This window comes from Dictyobacter kobayashii (assembly GCF_003967555.1).
Lineage (GTDB): Bacteria > Chloroflexota > Ktedonobacteria > Ktedonobacterales > Ktedonobacteraceae > Dictyobacter > Dictyobacter kobayashii.
This window is the reverse complement of sequence record NZ_BIFS01000001.1, coordinates 758,900-775,347: the sequence shown is the minus strand read 5'-3', so window position 1 is coordinate 775,347 and position 16,448 is coordinate 758,900. Positions and strand designations below refer to the sequence as shown.

General features: G+C 48.9%; 11 protein-coding genes. 5 read left to right on the top strand and 6 right to left on the bottom strand.

Annotated features, from left to right (window positions below):
• Positions 1-206: 206 nt before the first annotated feature.
• The 3 genes from EL645_RS03385 to EL645_RS03375 form a co-directional block, all read right to left on the bottom strand.
• Positions 207-845 carry a hypothetical protein gene (locus EL645_RS03385; protein ID WP_126548719.1) on the bottom strand — a complete coding sequence of 213 codons (639 nt, stop codon included), beginning with the start codon at positions 843-845 and terminating at the stop codon, positions 207-209.
• A 44-nt stretch (positions 846-889) separates the two neighbouring features.
• Positions 890-1,771 (bottom strand): protein kinase domain-containing protein, encoded by an 882-nt coding sequence (locus EL645_RS03380; RefSeq protein WP_126548718.1) that lies wholly within the window; start codon positions 1,769-1,771, stop codon positions 890-892.
• Between the two features lie 510 nt (positions 1,772-2,281).
• Positions 2,282-3,205 carry a sigma-70 family RNA polymerase sigma factor gene (locus EL645_RS03375; protein WP_246035264.1) on the bottom strand — a complete coding sequence of 308 codons (924 nt, stop codon included), beginning with the start codon at positions 3,203-3,205 and terminating at the stop codon, positions 2,282-2,284.
• 774 nt (positions 3,206-3,979) lie between these two features.
• On the opposite strand from EL645_RS03375, the gene EL645_RS43865 reads away from it, so the two are divergent.
• The 5 genes from EL645_RS43865 (at position 3,980) to ftsH (ending at position 13,216) form a co-directional block, all read left to right on the top strand.
• Positions 3,980-4,351, top strand: a complete 372-nt coding sequence (locus EL645_RS43865) for a protein kinase (RefSeq protein ID WP_126548716.1) — start codon at positions 3,980-3,982, stop codon at positions 4,349-4,351.
• The gene (locus EL645_RS03365) at positions 4,285-5,784 is read left to right on the top strand and encodes a serine/threonine protein kinase (protein WP_126548715.1); all 1,500 of its coding nucleotides are present in this window, start codon (positions 4,285-4,287) and stop codon (positions 5,782-5,784) included. Before EL645_RS43865 ends, EL645_RS03365 begins: the two co-directional genes overlap by 67 nt.
• 191 nt (positions 5,785-5,975) lie before the next feature.
• Positions 5,976-8,297 (top strand): Tex family protein, encoded by a 2,322-nt coding sequence (locus tag EL645_RS03360; RefSeq protein WP_218031709.1) that lies wholly within the window; start codon positions 5,976-5,978, stop codon positions 8,295-8,297.
• Positions 8,298-8,323: 26 nt separating this feature from the next.
• Positions 8,324-10,165, top strand: a complete 1,842-nt coding sequence (locus EL645_RS03355; protein WP_126548714.1) for a S9 family peptidase — start codon at positions 8,324-8,326, stop codon at positions 10,163-10,165.
• A gap of 750 nt (positions 10,166-10,915) precedes the next feature.
• Positions 10,916-13,216 carry an ATP-dependent zinc metalloprotease FtsH gene (gene ftsH / locus EL645_RS43860; protein WP_126548713.1) on the top strand — a complete coding sequence of 767 codons (2,301 nt, stop codon included), beginning with the start codon at positions 10,916-10,918 and terminating at the stop codon, positions 13,214-13,216.
• A 72-nt stretch (positions 13,217-13,288) separates the two neighbouring features.
• Here the strand turns inward: ftsH and EL645_RS03345 are convergent, their stop codons facing one another.
• The 3 genes from EL645_RS03345 to EL645_RS03335 form a co-directional block, all read right to left on the bottom strand.
• Entirely contained in the window at positions 13,289-14,029 is a 741-nt protein-coding gene (locus tag EL645_RS03345; RefSeq protein ID WP_126548712.1) for a nucleotidyltransferase domain-containing protein, read from the bottom strand.
• A gap of 321 nt (positions 14,030-14,350) precedes the next feature.
• Positions 14,351-15,280, bottom strand: a complete 930-nt coding sequence (locus tag EL645_RS03340) for a PP2C family protein-serine/threonine phosphatase (RefSeq protein ID WP_161977071.1) — start codon at positions 15,278-15,280, stop codon at positions 14,351-14,353.
• A gap of 311 nt (positions 15,281-15,591) precedes the next feature.
• Positions 15,592-16,308, bottom strand: a complete 717-nt coding sequence (locus EL645_RS03335) for a type 1 glutamine amidotransferase (protein WP_126548710.1) — start codon at positions 16,306-16,308, stop codon at positions 15,592-15,594.
• Between the last annotated feature and the right edge of the window lie 140 nt (positions 16,309-16,448).

Here is a 16,448-nt window from a genome sequence, read left to right as displayed (position 1 = left end):
ATACGCTTTCTTTTGCACTGGATGCTGGTTGTCTGAATGCCGCCATTATTTAAATGCAAGAAACCAACACATGTGGCACCGTTGATCACTCTGGTTAACGGTGCCTTGTATTAGTGTAACTGTTTCCCAAAATTTGTTCACTTTTCTTGTATATGCAGGCCTTGTATTTTTTTCCTCTTTCTGGAACCTTTGCTTCTCCTACACTTTTAGTGATCGGGCATCTTAAATAATTTGTGTAATTGATCCCAGAAATTGAGGCTGGGAACCTCTTTTTCTTTCTGTGACGGACGAATCAGCCTGCCATAATTTCCCGAACTCAGTTCTGGTTGGCTGCTTTCAAAGGTTGGCAGGACGGGAGTAACCGGTACGCCATTGGTTGGTTGTGATTGTTCGGCAGGCATACGAGCAAAGCCTTGCGTGGATTGTGGAGGCGCAGGCTGTTGATATGGCTGTTCTGTTATACGAGCAAAACCCTGGGTGGATTGTGGTGGCGCAGGCTGTTGCTGACGCGGAAAGCCCTGGGTGGATTGTGGTGGCGCAGGCTGCTGCTGGCGTGGAAAGCCCTGGGTGGATTGTGGTGGCGCAGGCTGCTGCTGGCGTGGAAAGCCCTGGGTTGACTGTGGTGGCACAGACTGCTGTGCATTGGATGTAAGCCTTGCCATGTCCCGGGTTGATTGCCTGAATGTAGATTGAGATGGCTCTCTCGAAATGGGCGCAAAATCCTGGGTGGATTGTGCTGGATGGGGCTGTGTTGGTTGGGCCGACTGGATGGGTGTAAAGCCCTGGGTCGATTGTCTTGGTACCGATGGCGTGGGACGTGTATGCTGTTGTTCAATGGTTGTCATATAACGCGGCAGCGCTGCTTGTGGCCGCCTGGGTGGCTGCGAGTTTATTTTATGTTGCGCACCATAGGAAGATTGAGGCACACGAGGATCTGAGGTTGGGGCTGTAGATTCAGGGCACGTAGTTCCTGCGCCATGATGGCCGCTTCTCGATAGCGATAATGGCGATCGCGTGACAGGGCTGTCAGGATGATCTGTTCCAACTCAATTGGTAGAGCTGGATTGTGGAGGCGCGGTGGTTGTAGCTGACCTTGAATAATCGCTTGTGTTACCTCAGGCATTGAGCGACCGGCAAAAGGACGTCGTCCACAAACCATTTCGTAGAGCACAACGCCCAATGCATAGATATCACTACGATTGTCGATAGTATAGCCCCAGATCTGTTCGGGAGAGGAATAGTAGATGCTTCCTACCAGTGTACGCGCCACTGTAATAACCTGAAGGCCAGGGGCTCGCGCCAGGCCAAAATCCATTACTTTAATCTTGCCCCACCGATTGAGCATCAGATTTTCTGGCTTGATATCACGATGAATGACATTTCGTTCGCGATAGGCTGCATCAAGTGCATCGGCAATCTGGGCCGCATATTCTACAGCAAAGTAAGTGGCAATGGTGCCATCTAGATTAAGGAGGCTCGCCAGGGTCGGGCCTTGCACGAACTCCATTGCAAAATAGAGCAGCTTACGCTGTTGTCCTGCATCATAGATCTGCACAATATTGGGATGATTAAGACCTGCGATAATTTGTGCTTCGCGAGTAAAACGAGCCACATAAGAAGCATCTCGCGCCAGGCCCTGTGGTAGCACTTTAATAGCCACCTCACGTCCTAATGCAAGTTGTTTTGCCCGATACACAACCCCCATCGCCCCTCGACCAACTTCCTCTTCCAGGTAATATCCACCAAGACTTTGCCCTGCCAGTTCATTCATGATAGGTTGCGACAGACACAATAACAGCGTTAGCGGCTATGCAGAATGTCGCTCTCCTTTCTGGTATGAAGAATTGTCCATCCGTAGCGATGGATAACGGCCCTACGGCTGCAGCAAATACCCCCGGCTACCTATGGTCCAAACATTTCTATAGATATAGACGGATGATGCCTACTTCAAGAGTAGCCGGGACCAAAAGTACTTTATTCATTCAATCTTTAGCTGTGGGGTTATCTGCTTTTTAGATTGTGCAATGCATGTTTCTATGTTGTCGTGTATCCCTATGGATGCAGTTTGCCACGATTGCGCGGTGTGAATGAATGATTATTGCCGTGACAGGAGATGACGAAGCTGCTAATTCTACTCCTATCCTATATGTTATTTTATAGCCCAATACAGCGTACGTCTAGAGGTTTTTGCATGACATTTCTATCATAGCAGAAAAAAAGGGCAAAAAAGAGTGCAAAGACGTGATATGCCTTGCACTCTCAATGAATTTATTGCACCTACTTAATCGAGATAATCTTTCAAAATCCGACTGGCCTGCGGATGTCGTAATTTACGAATCGCACGCTCTTCGATCTGTCGTACACGCTCACGCGTAACTTTTAACTTTTTGCCCACTTCTTCTAATGTATGGTCATGGTCATCGATGAGGCCGAAGCGCAGTTCAATAACCTGACGTTCACGCACTGTAAGTTGTCCAAGAACTTTGCGAATCTCTTCGCGCAATAATTGTTGATCTGTAATTTCGGTTGGCCCTCGCTCGTGCATATCCTCTATAATATCGCCAAGCGTATTTTCCTCTTCTTCTGAAAGAGGAGCGTCGAGTGAGAAGACCTTTTCTGCCCAGATGAGCAATTCGCTCACACGTTCTGCAGTCATGCCGAGTCGTTCACCGATACTCTCAGGAGTTGGCTCTCGCCCCATTTCCTGGTATAGCTGGCGTGTGGTACGTTTGACACGCATCACTTCTTCCATAATATACACAGGGAGTCTCACAACACGCGTGCCCTCAAGGATGGCACGTGTAATGGCTTGTTTAATCCACCACGTTGCATAGGTGGAGAAACGAAAACCTTTGCGATAGTCAAATTTGGTAACAGCCCTGATGAGACCGATGTTGCCCTCACCAATGAGATCTTCCAGGGAAAGTCCCTGACCAACATATTTTTTGGCAATGCTGACAACCAGACGCAAATTGGCTTCAATGAGATGGTTTCGGGCATCCTTATCGCCTTGCTCGGCTCTCTCTGCAATGCGCGATTCGCTTGCTGCAGAGAGCAGAGGAATGCGTGAAATCTCACGAAGATAGAGGCGTAAGCTATCGCTTTGTGCCAGGTTACTGAGATCAGCTTCCGCTACATTTTCGCGTTCAGGTTCAGCCGCCTTATCACGGTCGCGTTCTGCGTTAAACATCACATTTCGTTCCAAGTGCTTGCTCTCTTCTCCTGCAACATGTACGTAGATCAGTTCAGTCTTGGCTTATTGTATCATACGTAGATGGTATTGCAAGCAACAACGTCCTCTCTTCTGAAGATTGTTTCCCCACGTTTAATGTGTTTATTATTGTGTCGACTTTCTGTCTGTTCTCAACAGGTCTGCACACCTGGCTGCGTGAGGTATTCTCGCCTTTGTTTAAGTATACCCATAAGAACAGTATTTTGTTTTTTGTTATTCCGGATCTCGATCTATGGATGAGTGTTTTCACTGCTCTGGCGTACGTGCGCTGACGCGCCCGATCTGAATTTTTAATAACCTGATGAGAAAAATGCGCCGGGGCGCATTTTTCTCATCAGGTTATTAAAAGTGTATCCAATTCTCATGATCACTGGGATCTTCCCGCCCGAGCTTTTATTTGTGTGGTGCAAACAGTGCGCCCGGCGCACTGTTTGCACCACACAAATAAAAGCTCGGGTGAGCCAGCGCACGTACGCAAAAACCATTTGAGAGGAACGGGTGAAAAGATATAGGGTGGTTGAAAGGAAATATAAAAAAAGTGGCATTCTTTCGGGGATATATAGAGAATACAGGTGGTTTGTTCACCCAATAAGTTATGGTGTGCTATGATAATGGCTGGAATGGATGACACAAATGTTCAAAAAGGATGGTTTGCTGTAACCACCTGGATCACTGTAACGTAAATATGTTGCGTGTCTTCCCGTCTGGTTTAAATCCCAGTTTATGTCTCGCGGAAAGTAGAGGAGCTTGCTCGGCTATGAGCTTACCAGTCGCATTAACACCAGGAACTCTTATCGGGGCCACTATATTATTGGCAATCTGATTAATCAGGGTGGCTTCGGTGCGGTTTATCGCGGGGTCGATACAAGCGAAAAGAATCGTCCTTGCGCGATTAAGGAAACATATGATGTGACGCCCGCGGCACGTCGCCAGGCTTTGATGGAGGCGAGTGTTCTGTTTACTGTGAGGAGTCCTCATCTTCCAGAGGTATATGATGCGCTTGAGGCTAATGGGCGTTTTTATTTGATTATGCAGCTAATTGAGGGCAGAATTTGCTACAGCTGCTACGTTCGCGTGCGCCTGGTGGCCGTGTTGGTGAGCAGAAGCCTGGTCAGTTAGCGAGCGGACCATGCAGTGAACAAGAGGTGTTGAGCTGGCTATTGCCGCTGATGGATGCGCTGCAGGAGTTGCATAGTCGCCGCCCACCAGTAATGCATCGCGATATTAAGCCAGGCAATATTGTCTTGACGCCTAATAATACCGCTGTCTTGCTGGATTTTGGCCTGACCAAGCTTTATGATCCTGATGCGAGCACACAGACATTAGGGCGTGCAGTGACCGAGGGTTTTAGTCCGCTTGAGCAATATATAGGCAAGACCTCTCCGCAGTCAGATATCTATTCGCTGGGAGCGACGATGTATATTTTATTGACCAATCGCCTCCCTCCCGTTGCTACCAGTCGAAGTGTGCGCGATGAGTTGATTGCTCCTCGTTTGCTCAATCCATCTATTTCACCTAATGTGGAATGGGTTTTGCTGAAGGCGCTATCCCTGCACGCTGATGAGCGTTTCCAGAGTATGGGTGATCTGGCCCGTATTTTGCGCGAGCCATCATTTGATGCCTATAACGATCAGACTGTCGCGGTCCAGATGGGTCCTGCTGGTCCCATTGTGACCTCTCAGCCTCCGTCTCAGTTACAGAGCTATGCTGGCACGCCTTATGAGCCGACTGTGGCTGCCAGTACATCTTCAAACGCAATGCCGCCGGGACCAGTAAGCTCGCCCCACCAGGTGCTCGCTCCACAGGCGTATAATCGAGGACCATATTCGCCTATTCCACCACAGCAATCTTACGGTTATGGCGCAGGCAGCAATCCACAGCAGATGAGCTATCCTGGGCAACCTCCCTTTCCTCCGGGCCAGGGCTATATGGGACCGGCCTTGCCTGGAACTCCTGCTTATCCTTATCCAAATCCAACACCAATCGCACCTCCTCTGTCGCCAGCTGAGCAGAAGAAGCGGGCCCGCGCCCAGGCTGCCCAGAATCGACCTTTGCCAACCCCTTCCAGTCAGGGCTGCTTATGGGGATTAATCCAGGGATGTATGGCAGTGTTTATGGTATTGGCATTGAAGGAATCGGCGGATTTCTACCTGGCTACTGTGCTCGGCTTTTTATTCTACGTCCTCTCCGGTTATATGACCACACGCCGTGGTGGTGGCTCACTTCGTGGAGCCTGGGCCGGTTATTGGGCAGGTATCTGGAGCACAATCGTCTTCTGGGTGGGTATCTTACTGGGTTTATTAATCAGTGCCACACAACGCTATCAAACTCTGATTACTTATAATCCTCAGAATGATCCGCGGGAACTATTTTCACAGGCCTGGAGCTTCGTGCAACCGCACTGGCCTGCTGTCCCTATGCTGCTTGCTAAACAGACCCCTTTCGTTAACTTCCTCTTCTTGATGCTGCTTGGACTGATTGTGGCCTGGGTCCTCGGTTTGCTGGGTGGGTTATGGGGCAATGCCCATATGCAAGAATCCCGGCGCGTGTAGGTGGGCCTGAAGGCTATGCTGGCAGATGCTTTATAAAGGCCTTACAGGCGCGTACATAGACATGGCGTAGAAACAACTTATGTGAAGTGTTATACTGGGTAGACGTTCACACACGCAAAGAGGAAACGTTTACTTATAATTGCAATAGAATATACTCCTCTCTATTGTCCAGGGAAGGTAGGCTTAGATAATTGGCAACTCAAGAACCGCTGAAGCAGGCAGCAGTCGAACCTATAGCTGTGTTGTCTGTTGAAGATATTGCACGTACACTCAGTACCGAGTTAAATCTTGGTCAGGGGCAGATCGCACGTACGATTGCCCTTATCGATGAGGGAAATACGACCCCGTTTATTGCGCGTTATCGTAAAGAGGTAACGGGGAGTTTGGATGAGGTTCAGATTCAGGCTATTACTGATCGGGCGGCGGCCTTGCGGGCATTATTTGAGCGCAAGCAGGATGTGCATCGCTTAATTGATGGCCAGGGCAAGTTAACTCCTGAGTTGACGGCTGCGCTTGAGGCGGCAAAGACCTTACAAGAGGTTGAAGATCTGTATCTGCCATATCGGCCAAAGCGGAAGACGCGCGCCAGTGTAGCGCGCGAAAAAGGACTGGCCCCACTGGCTGAGATTATTTTGAGTCAGTTGGAGACTGCTGGTGATGCTCAGGCTATTCTGGAGGAACAGGCCCTTCCGTTCCTGGATGCCGATAAAGGTGTGGAGACCAGCCTGGAAGCTTATGCTGGTGCCAGTGATATTGTGGCAGAAATGATTGCCGAGGATGCTACCGTGCGTGGCTCTGTACGCTCGACATTTTTTAAAAGTTCAGCCGTTGGCGCCCGGGTAACAGATCCAGAAAAAGTGGCTGAGAAAGATCCCAATGGAGTCTATCGGCTTTATTATGAATTTAATGAGAATGTGACGAAACTGGTCCCCCATCGTGTGCTGGCGCTCAATCGCGGCGAGCGCGAAGACGTGCTGCGCGTAAATATTTCACTGCCATATGAACAGGCACAGCGCGACATTACAGCCCACTATCCCATTAAAGCCACCTCTCCTTTTGCTTCTCTGTTGTCCGAGGCCATGGAAGATGGATATAAACGCCTGCTCTCTCCTTCAATGGAGCGTGAAGTACGCGTGGAGCTGACACGCCAGGCTGAAGAGCATGCCATCAATGTTTTTGCCACCAACCTGCGTAATCTTTTGTTGCAGCCTCCTCTGCGTGGCAAGAAGGTGCTGGGCATTGATCCTGGTTTCCGCACCGGCTGTAAGCTCACTGTGGTGGATGAGACCGGTAAATATATTACTTCTGACACCATGTACCTGTATCAGTCCGATAAGGCACGCAAACTGTTGCAGCAGATGCTTTCAGATTACGGTATCAGTGTGATTGCGATTGGCAATGGCACTGCCTCGCGCGAGACTGAGCAGTTAGTGGCCGAGTTGTTGCGCGAACTGGCTGAGCGCGAACAAGGGTCAGAAAAAATTGGGTATATGATTGTTAATGAGGCAGGAGCTTCGGTCTATTCAGCCTCGGAGGCCGCCCGTGAAGAGTTTCCTGACCTGGATGCTACCCAGCGTGGCACGATCTCGATTGCCCGCCGCTTACAGGATCCACTGGCAGAGCTGGTGAAGATCGATCCTAAAGCAGTAGGTGTGGGCCTCTATCAACATGATGTGGATCAGAAGGAACTGGCCGCTACCCTGGAACGTGTGGTGGCATCGTGCGTCAACTTTGCTGGTGTAGAAGTCAACTCGGCTTCTGCCGCCCTGCTAAAGCATGTATCGGGCATTAACACACGCGTCGCCAATGCGATCGTCAAATATCGCGAAGCTAATGGGCCCTTTAAAACACGTAAGGATCTCTTGAAGGTTCCAGGTCTGGGTCAGGCGACCTTTGTGCAGGCGGCTGGTTTCTTAAAGATTGCCAATGGCGCTGAGCCACTGGATAATACTTTTATTCACCCCGAGAGCTATCAGTCAACGCGTACTCTGCTTAAAATGTTACCCGAGGGTGAAGGGAAGCAGAGCAGGCCAGCGGAACGTATTGCGCAGTTCAGGCAATTTATCAAGCTACAAAATAGTTTAGGCCGCTCCAATCGTAACCGAGGCAATGCGGAGGCTGGTAATGAGGCCGCTGCGTGGCGCGACCTGGCCGATAAAGTTGGCGTAGGTCTACCAACCCTCAACGATATTCTAGAGAACCTGGAGAAACCTGGGCTGGATCCTCGTGATGAGCTTCCCGCACCCATTTTGCGTCATGATGTGTTGAAGATGGAAGATTTACAGCCAGGCATGCTGCTGCAAGGAACGGTGCGTAATGTGGTCGATTTTGGAGCCTTTGTTGATATTGGCGTCAAGCATGATGGGCTGGTACATGTTTCTGAGATGGCAGACCGCTTTGTGCGTGATCCTTTGACCGTGGTCTCTGTCGGCCAGGTGGTGCAGGTGCGTGTGCTGGAAATCGATGTTAAACGTAGCCGTATACAACTAAGTATGCGCGGAATCAATGCATAAGGCAAGGATAATTGGAGAAATAGCGCATGGTAAAAGAGGCATATAGTTTTGAGCGTTACCTCAATGTACGTACAGCCTTCGGCCCCCATTTCTCTCCGGATGGCAAGAAGCTAAGTTTTTTGACGAATATCACTGGTGTGGCTGAGGTATGGAGTGTGCCGCTGAATTTACAGGCTGCAACCCCACTCTGGCCAGACCAGCTAACCTTCCGGGGTGAGCGCGTGTCGAGTGCGGTGTATGCGCCACACGCCGATGTTTTGCTGGTTTCGGGCGATATCGGGGGGAATGAACGTGCCCAGCTTTTCTTATTGGAGGCTGATGGTTCACGTCTAACTGCATTAACCTCTAACCTTGAGGTAATGCATATTTTTGGCGACTGGTCTCCTGATGGTCAGTACATCACATATAGTAGCAATGAGCGCGATGCTCGCTATTTCGATGTCTATGAGATGGAAGTCGCGACTGGCGAGCGCCGTTTATTATTGCAGCATGATGGCACAAATTACGTCCATGGTTATTCCCCTGATGGTTCACAGATACAGGTGTCACGCTGGCTCTCCAATACGCGCAGTCAAATCTTACTGGTGGAGCGGGCTACGGGTGCCGTACGAGCCTTGACCCCGGAGCCAGATGCGGATGTACGTGGTGTCGTTTACCAAGCGGCTGCGTGGTCGGCTGATGGCCAGGGACTTTATCTATTGAGCAACTGTGACAGACAGTTTCATTCGCTTGCCTACCTGGATCTATCTACACTGGATTTGCATTACCTGGGTGAAGATCGTTGGGATGTAGAGTTGCTTGAAGTGACAAAAGATGGTACCCGGTTGGCGATGAGTGTCAATGAGGATGGTTATTCCACGCTAACGCTTTTTGATATAGCTCAGGGTTGGGAGCAGCGCCAACCATTGCTGACTCCAACTTTACCCCGGGGTGTCGTCTATGAATTAACCTGGTCTGAAGATGGTTCACGCCTGGCCTTGTCCTATACAACCGCAGACGATGCACTGGATGTCTGGGTCTGGGATCTAGAGGCTGGCGCTATTACACGTGCTACCCAAAGCTCACGCGGCGGAATTCCACAGAGCTCTTTTGTCAATCCGTCGCTCGTCCACTATCCAACCTTTGATGGTCGTGAAATACCCGCCTTCCTCTATCTGCCTGCGGAGCAGCAGCAACAACTGCCTGTAATTATCAATGTGCATGGCGGACCAGAGGGGCAATCGCGACCTGTTTTTGATCCCGTGACGCAGTATTTTGTGTCTCAGGGTTATGCGGTACTGGTCCCCAATGTACGTGGTAGTACAGGCTATGGCTATGAGTATCAGAGCCTCGATGATGTGCGCCTGCGTATGGACTCGGTCGCCGATCTCCAGCATGCCGCGCTCTGGCTAAGTCAGAGTAGTATCGCTGATAGCAAGCGTATTATCGTGATGGGGGGGAGCTACGGTGGCTTTATGGTGCTGTCGGCGATCACGACCTATCCAGATCTGTGGGCCGCTGCGGTAGATATTGTAGGTATCGCCAATTTTGTGACCTTCCTGGAAAATACTGGCCCCTGGCGCCGTAAGTTACGAGAGTCAGAATATGGGAGCCTGGAAAACGATCGCGAGTTTCTAGAGCAGATCTCGCCTATCCGCTCGGTAGACAAGATCACGGCCCCACTGTTTGTCGTACATGGCGCCAATGATCCACGCGTTCCTGTTGGGGAGGCTGAGCAGATCGTGTCCGCGCTACGTCAGCGCCAGGTTCCGGTTGAATATCTCCGCTTTGAAGATGAAGGGCATGGGTTGATCAAGCGTAGTAACCGCCTGATTGCCTACCCTGCCATCGCACGCTTCCTCGAACAGCAACTCGCCTCTCATGCCTAAAGATCCTGCTAAACACGATATCCATAGATCTTTTGCTGAAGATCAGATCTATGGATATCGTGTTTTTTATTATAATGCTATAGCAGAGCGACAAAAATAGAGTACTTCCCATAAAAAGCTTCAAGATAACTTCTATTTTTTATGATTTGAAAAGCAAAAAAGAGTAAGACACCTTGACAGATGTCCCACCCCTTTTTGGTAGTGGCAGTACCCATTATGGGTGAAATGTGTATCAAGTAGAGACAATAGCAACGTATTAGTAGTACTGATAACGTGTAATGGGTTCTGACTGATTTTTACTGAAACAAGCGCGGTCGATTCTATCGATAGCGCTATTCGGGCTATCCTGAGCTATGAAAAAATACTTAATGGCGTGCTTTGAAACATCTTGAATTACCCTGTGATGAGAAGAAAGTACCGCGAGTATCACAGGACACAATGAAACGCGGTAAACTACAGCTAGTTTGACTCCAAGCAGCGTTTGTTTTTCCGACATGGGTTTGTCATTGTCTATTCCTTATCATGAAAGAGGATGTGGAAGGGCGGGTCTAAGGAAAAGAAGACAGCATATGAGAAGGCAAGCTTGCAGCCATAGGGTTGTGATGATGATATGGAGTGCTCTATACCATATAGAAGTGCTGGTTAATCACTTTACTTTTCTGGTTTATGAGTAGTTCTGTTTTTCATTGGGACTAGCAAAACATTTTTTTTAGTAATAGAACAACAACCTGTTTTAGGCGAGGTGAAGGTATGGATGATAAAGCTAGTCGTCGCATGAATCTGGGCAATCGGCGGCGTCAACGGCGGTCTATAAAAGATAATGGTCGGATGTGGTGGAAATTTTTGTATAGTCATCGTAATGCTATTCTCACAGGTACACTTATTATCGCACTGTGCGCATTATTGCTAGGCATCTGTGCGCGGCTCCCTGCGCCTGGAGCCAGTGATCAATCTGATGGGGCGCAAGTTGTCGATTATACAATACTGGTACACCAGATTCAAAATGGTAATGTTTCTGCGGTAGCAATTCAAGATGACAATATCCATGCTTTACTTAAAAATCCCCTACAATCTACAAAAACTATAGCTTCTAAGGCTGGTGCTCAGTCGTCGTCGGATGCGCCCATTGATCCAGCAAGCTGGTATCACATGCTTACCAACAGTGATACTCTTCTGACGGCCTCGCAAGATACCACAGCTTTTGATCGTCACACGGTTTATATTCACATTCCTGCTGGTGGGAAAGACCTCTTAATGACTCAGCTGGAGTCTGCCCATGTTGATGTGAATATTCTTCCTACTCCTCAACCTTCACCTTTGTTAACAGTGTTGGGACGTTTCGCCCCCCTGCTGCTTGTCATTGTGTTACTACTTGTATTCTTTTCCATAAGGCAGAAGCAGAACCCCCTGGGTTCTATGGATGATCGTATCAGTCAGATTGGTAAGAGTCGCGCCAGGCGCTTTGATCGTTTGCCTGAAGGGACAACACCACCTACAAAGCCTCAGGTAACCAGTCCCAAGCTATTGACGGGTGGCAGGAGTCCTGCTTCTGCGGTAGCCAAATCCGCGGCGGCCCCTGTTGTGGCCATCCCTTCGGTGACTTTCGCTGATGTGGCTGGCATCGATGAGGTTAAATCTGAACTGGTTGAAATGGTGCAATTTCTGCGTGAGCCCGGCAAATTTAGTCGCCTAGGCGCGCATATTCCGCGTGGAGCCTTACTGGTAGGTGCTCCTGGTACCGGTAAGACCTTACTGGCCAAGGCAGTGGCGGGCGAAGCGCAGGTACCCTTTTTTAGTATGAGTGCCTCAGAGTTCGTTGAGATGTTTGTGGGTGTGGGCGCGAGCCGGGTACGTGATCTTTTCCAGCAGGCGCGGCGCGTTGCTCCCTGCGTTGTTTTTATCGACGAGCTTGATGCCGTGGGCCGTAAACGTTCTATGAGGGCCTCGGGCAACGACGAAAGAGATCAAACCCTTAATCAACTGCTGGTTGAATTGGATGGTTTTGATGCTCGCCAGGCTGTAATTGTGATGGCGGCGACAAACCGCGTAGATATTCTGGACAAAGCCCTGTTGCGGCCAGGTCGTTTTGACCGTCGGATTACGGTGTCAGCACCAGATCGCGTAGGTCGCGAAGCCATTTTACGTGTGCATGCGCGTCAGACACCGCTGTCCGAAGATGTCTCTCTGGAGCGCCTGGCCCGTTTGACTACTGGTATGACTGGAGCTGACCTGGCCAACCTGGTGAATGAAGCCGCCCTTTCGGCTGCCCGGCGTGATTTGATGGCCATTAATCATGATTGCTTTGAAGATGCCCTGGCCCGCATTCAATTAGGCGCGTTACGGCCTCTGGTGATGAGTGAGTCTGAGCGCCGCATTATCGCTGTGCACGAAGGTGGACACGCATTGGTGGCCCATCATTTACCTGAAGCTGATCGTGTGAACCGCGTAACCATTTTACCGCGCGGACAAAGTCTGGGCGTGACCCAGTTTAGTGCTGAAATGGATCGTTATAATTATAGCCGTGAAACCCTGATGGCGCGTATCGCTGTTGGCCTGGGGGGTCGAGTCGCAGAAGAATTGACCTTTGGACCTGAGCGTATCACAACTGGTGCTGAAAATGATTTGCAGGTTGTGACTGATCTCGCGCGTAAGATGGTGACACGCTGGGGAATGAGCGAACGTGTGGGTGTCGTATTCGCTGACTATCAGCCTGAGGAGTCATATGCTATGAATATGCGTAGTATTGACCCCGATGCTATTCCCTCACAATCTCGATCTCTTGTGGCCGATGTCCGGGGCAATCTGTACCTGAATGGTTCACAGCCTGCTCAGGGCCGCTATTATGCGCAAACCATGGCCTCCAGGTCCTCGGGCGGTGTGATGATGAATGCACTGATTGATGCGGAAGTACAGCGCATTCTTAACGATGGCCGTGCCATGGCCCGCGCCATTCTTACCGAACATGCCACACAACTAACCACGTTAGCTGACGCGTTGATAGAGCATGAGCAGCTGGATCGTACCCAGTTTGAAACTATTATACAGGGCTAGCTGGTAGGTAGGTAGTATCTTCAACAGTGTTTATAGCTGTTGAAGATACTATCTGTCTTATTGCGCTATGTTTTATGCTTCAGATGTCAGAAGATCTTCTTGCTGAGGCTGCTCTTTTTGACCATGAACAATAGTGTGTAATCTGCCACCGGTTGATTGCAATGATTGTTCGGCAAAAGCAATTAAATCCTCTTTCCTTCCATGTTTATAGAAGCTATCCATTGCGTGCAAGCATTGTTGGGCCTGCTGGGGATCATAATGCTGGAATTCGCGTAGGAGCCATTTGCCTGCACCAAGCCAGTGTTTATGGGCATTGAGTTGGATAACAATGGACCCGACGATCACGTGAAAAGCAATGATGTAGTTCTCATAGGGGTTCTTTGATCCAATAAGATCGTCAAGATAGTCTGTAAGCTCATTGCGATGTATATTTTGTTCTTCCTGACTTATTGGTTCCGGGCCATATTGTAGTACTTGCCTGGCTTCATGCTGAATTTGTTGTGCCAGCCCATCAGTGTCTTTAAGGATAATACCTTGCGCGCACATGTGCGATAACACTGGTCGGCGTCGCTGGATTTCCTGCTTGAAGAGCTTGAGGCATGTCTTATGGGTATAAAACAGAACATCAATAGAACGTCCTAAGGCACTTAATGACTCTTCATAAGCAGACGCACCCTCTTCATTGATCACTAGAATATCTAGATCCGACTGCTCTGTTTCTTCTCCCCGAGCGGCACTACCAGCAAGAATAGCGGCTTTACAATTGGGAAACTCTCGATCCACAAAGGTACGCGCAATATCAACAGCGTTCATAAGACCTCCTCTATGTGCTATCAGTGTTAAGCACTATTCTTTATCGGATAGTCTAATAAATATGTTGATGTATTTGATTGTATTACTGAAAAATTCTATGATCCTGAGCTGGCTTTCTCTGGATTGAGTCTGTGATGTTTTCTGTTTGTGAGGAGGAATGGCCAAAAAAGGGAAAAGAGCACCCAGGGGTCGTTGACGACCCCAGCTTGCCGTTCATGCGGATACGTGTTGCTGTCTGTTTAGAATGGCACTTGCAAGCAGATCAGTTGCAAATGTAGCGCCACGCTTCCTTTCTTATTGCGCTGGCTTTTAATAGATTTACTAAAAGCGACATGTCATAACGATGGCGCTCATATCATCTGGTTTGGAACGAATAGTCTGGCTGCGATCTTCGTGTGACCGTTGGCGTGCACTCTCAACCAGAACGCGTGCAGCAGAAGGACGCGGACTTGTTCTCAGGATATCTTCAATCTCTTCGTCTGTTAAATTATCATGGATACCATCAGTACATAAGAGGATGCGATCTCCCGGACGTATACTTATCTTATCGGTGTGGATAGTAGGTGGTATCGGGCCTCCCAGTGCTTGTGTAATGCCGCCGCGTAATCTAAAGTAGCTGTATTCGACTTCAGAGAGCTGGTCAGCTCGCATCGCCTGGTCAATGCGAAAAGCGTGATATTCATTAACAATCTGATTCTCGACCAGCTTGGTTAATAGACCATCATCGTGGGTGAGGCGCTTGATGCGTTCATCTCCACGCAATAGATAGATGCGGCTATCTCCCACATGGGCATAGACCATCATATAGTCATGCGAGCCAGGTTGGCCGCAAAAAGCTGCCAGGGCCACGGTCGTAGCAAGATCATCTGTGCCTGCTCGCTGGGCGCCGCTGGTTCGTACCTGTTCGTCTGCTTCTAAGATGAGTTTTTCCAGAATCTCGCAGAGATCGCGCTTGCTGCAATCTTCCAGAAATGTATAGATTTTGCGACGGTTGCGCTCGCGTGTAAGTATGCGTTTCCAGGCCTGGCGGGTAGAGTGGGCAGCCGTCTGGGAAGCGATTTCAGCAGCTGCGCTACCACCTACGCCATCAAAGACAGCAAAGAGGCCACCGAGTTCATCGATAATCATACTGTCTTCATTACGGGTCGGGTGGCGTTCGTTGGCGATGCTGCGACTAGAAGTAGCGAAAGGTGATCGCTTATGAAGATGATGAATAGTAGTACGTTTATAATGTCTGGTTTTGTGTGGCATCTTCGTCGATTGCTGCCTTTCGAATGATTTTACTATAGATGTTGTACTTTTTCTCATCACTTGATAATTCATGTCTATACCATTAACAATAGAACAGACCACATGGTCCAGGATACCATTAAAGTTGGTTCTTCAAGTCCTATACTTGCTCTACTTTGTCACAACCCCCAACGGCCTGCTGTATACATTTTGGGTTCGTTAGATTGATGTATTGGTCGAACCTCTGTGTGGTTGGTACATAAACTATTGAGTGCAAGTATAGCAGATTGTTGGATGAAAAGAAAAGGGTTTTGCATTCTGGAATGCCCTTTTCAATGGATCAGATTACATATTCTTAGAAAATTCTCAAATAGCATTTTTGTATGCTGTTGATAGATAGGAAACTGTTTTTTTCGCTCTTGCTCGATAGCCTGGTAGGCTGGAATTCCTAAAGTGGTAATCATACTCTCTTTCATTGACGGATGATAAAGCCAGGTATTAAGAGTATCATTATCAAGTTCTATATGATACTGGAGTCCATAGGCGTAGCGCCCATAGCGAAAGGCCTGATTCTCTGTGTTTGCGCTGGTTGCTAGCAGTACTGCGCCATCTGGCAGGTCGAAAGTATCTTCATGCCAGTGAAATACCTTCTGGTAGCCAGGTAAGCCATTAAACAAGGGATCTTGTTGCCCTTGTGGGGTAAGTTGCACGTCAAAAAATCCAATTTCAGCCATTATATGCTGGCGCACTAGCCCTCCAAATGCATCAGCCAGTAACTGGCAGCCCAGGCAGATGCCCAGGTAAGGAATATTTTGAGCAACGATGTCGTGTAGCCAGACTTTTTCCTGTACCAGGTAAGGATATTCTTGTACTGCATATACATGTTGGGAGCCACCCAGCGCAATAATGGCGCTATAGGCGGATGGATCTGGGAGCGTATCTTTTTCGATCTCTGCGACATCATATGCAATGTCATGAGCCTCTAAAAGTTCTCCCAGATAGCCCATGGGATTGCCCCACTCATGCTGTAGCACGAAGACCTTCTGCACGTCCTTTCCTCCTTTCTATATACAGAATAATCGATAATTATCTCAGCAACATAAATACATCACCTTATAGATACGTAAGCTGATGCCGGCTTCGTCCATATGCCTGGTTGTCTGTGCAAGCGATAAGAAAAAGAAACATA

Coding starts and splice junctions, on each gene's coding strand:
- EL645_RS03385 (WP_126548719.1), bottom strand. CDS start 845: ATGACAACCATTGAACAACAGCATACACGTCCCACGCCATCGGTACCA.
- EL645_RS03380 (WP_126548718.1), bottom strand. CDS start 1,771: ATGAATGAACTGGCAGGGCAAAGTCTTGGTGGATATTACCTGGAAGAG.
- EL645_RS03355 (WP_126548714.1), top strand. CDS start 8,324: ATGGTAAAAGAGGCATATAGTTTTGAGCGTTACCTCAATGTACGTACA.
- ftsH (WP_126548713.1), top strand. CDS start 10,916: ATGGATGATAAAGCTAGTCGTCGCATGAATCTGGGCAATCGGCGGCGT.
- EL645_RS03345 (WP_126548712.1), bottom strand. CDS start 14,029: ATGAACGCTGTTGATATTGCGCGTACCTTTGTGGATCGAGAGTTTCCC.
- EL645_RS03340 (WP_161977071.1), bottom strand. CDS start 15,280: ATGCCACACAAAACCAGACATTATAAACGTACTACTATTCATCATCTT.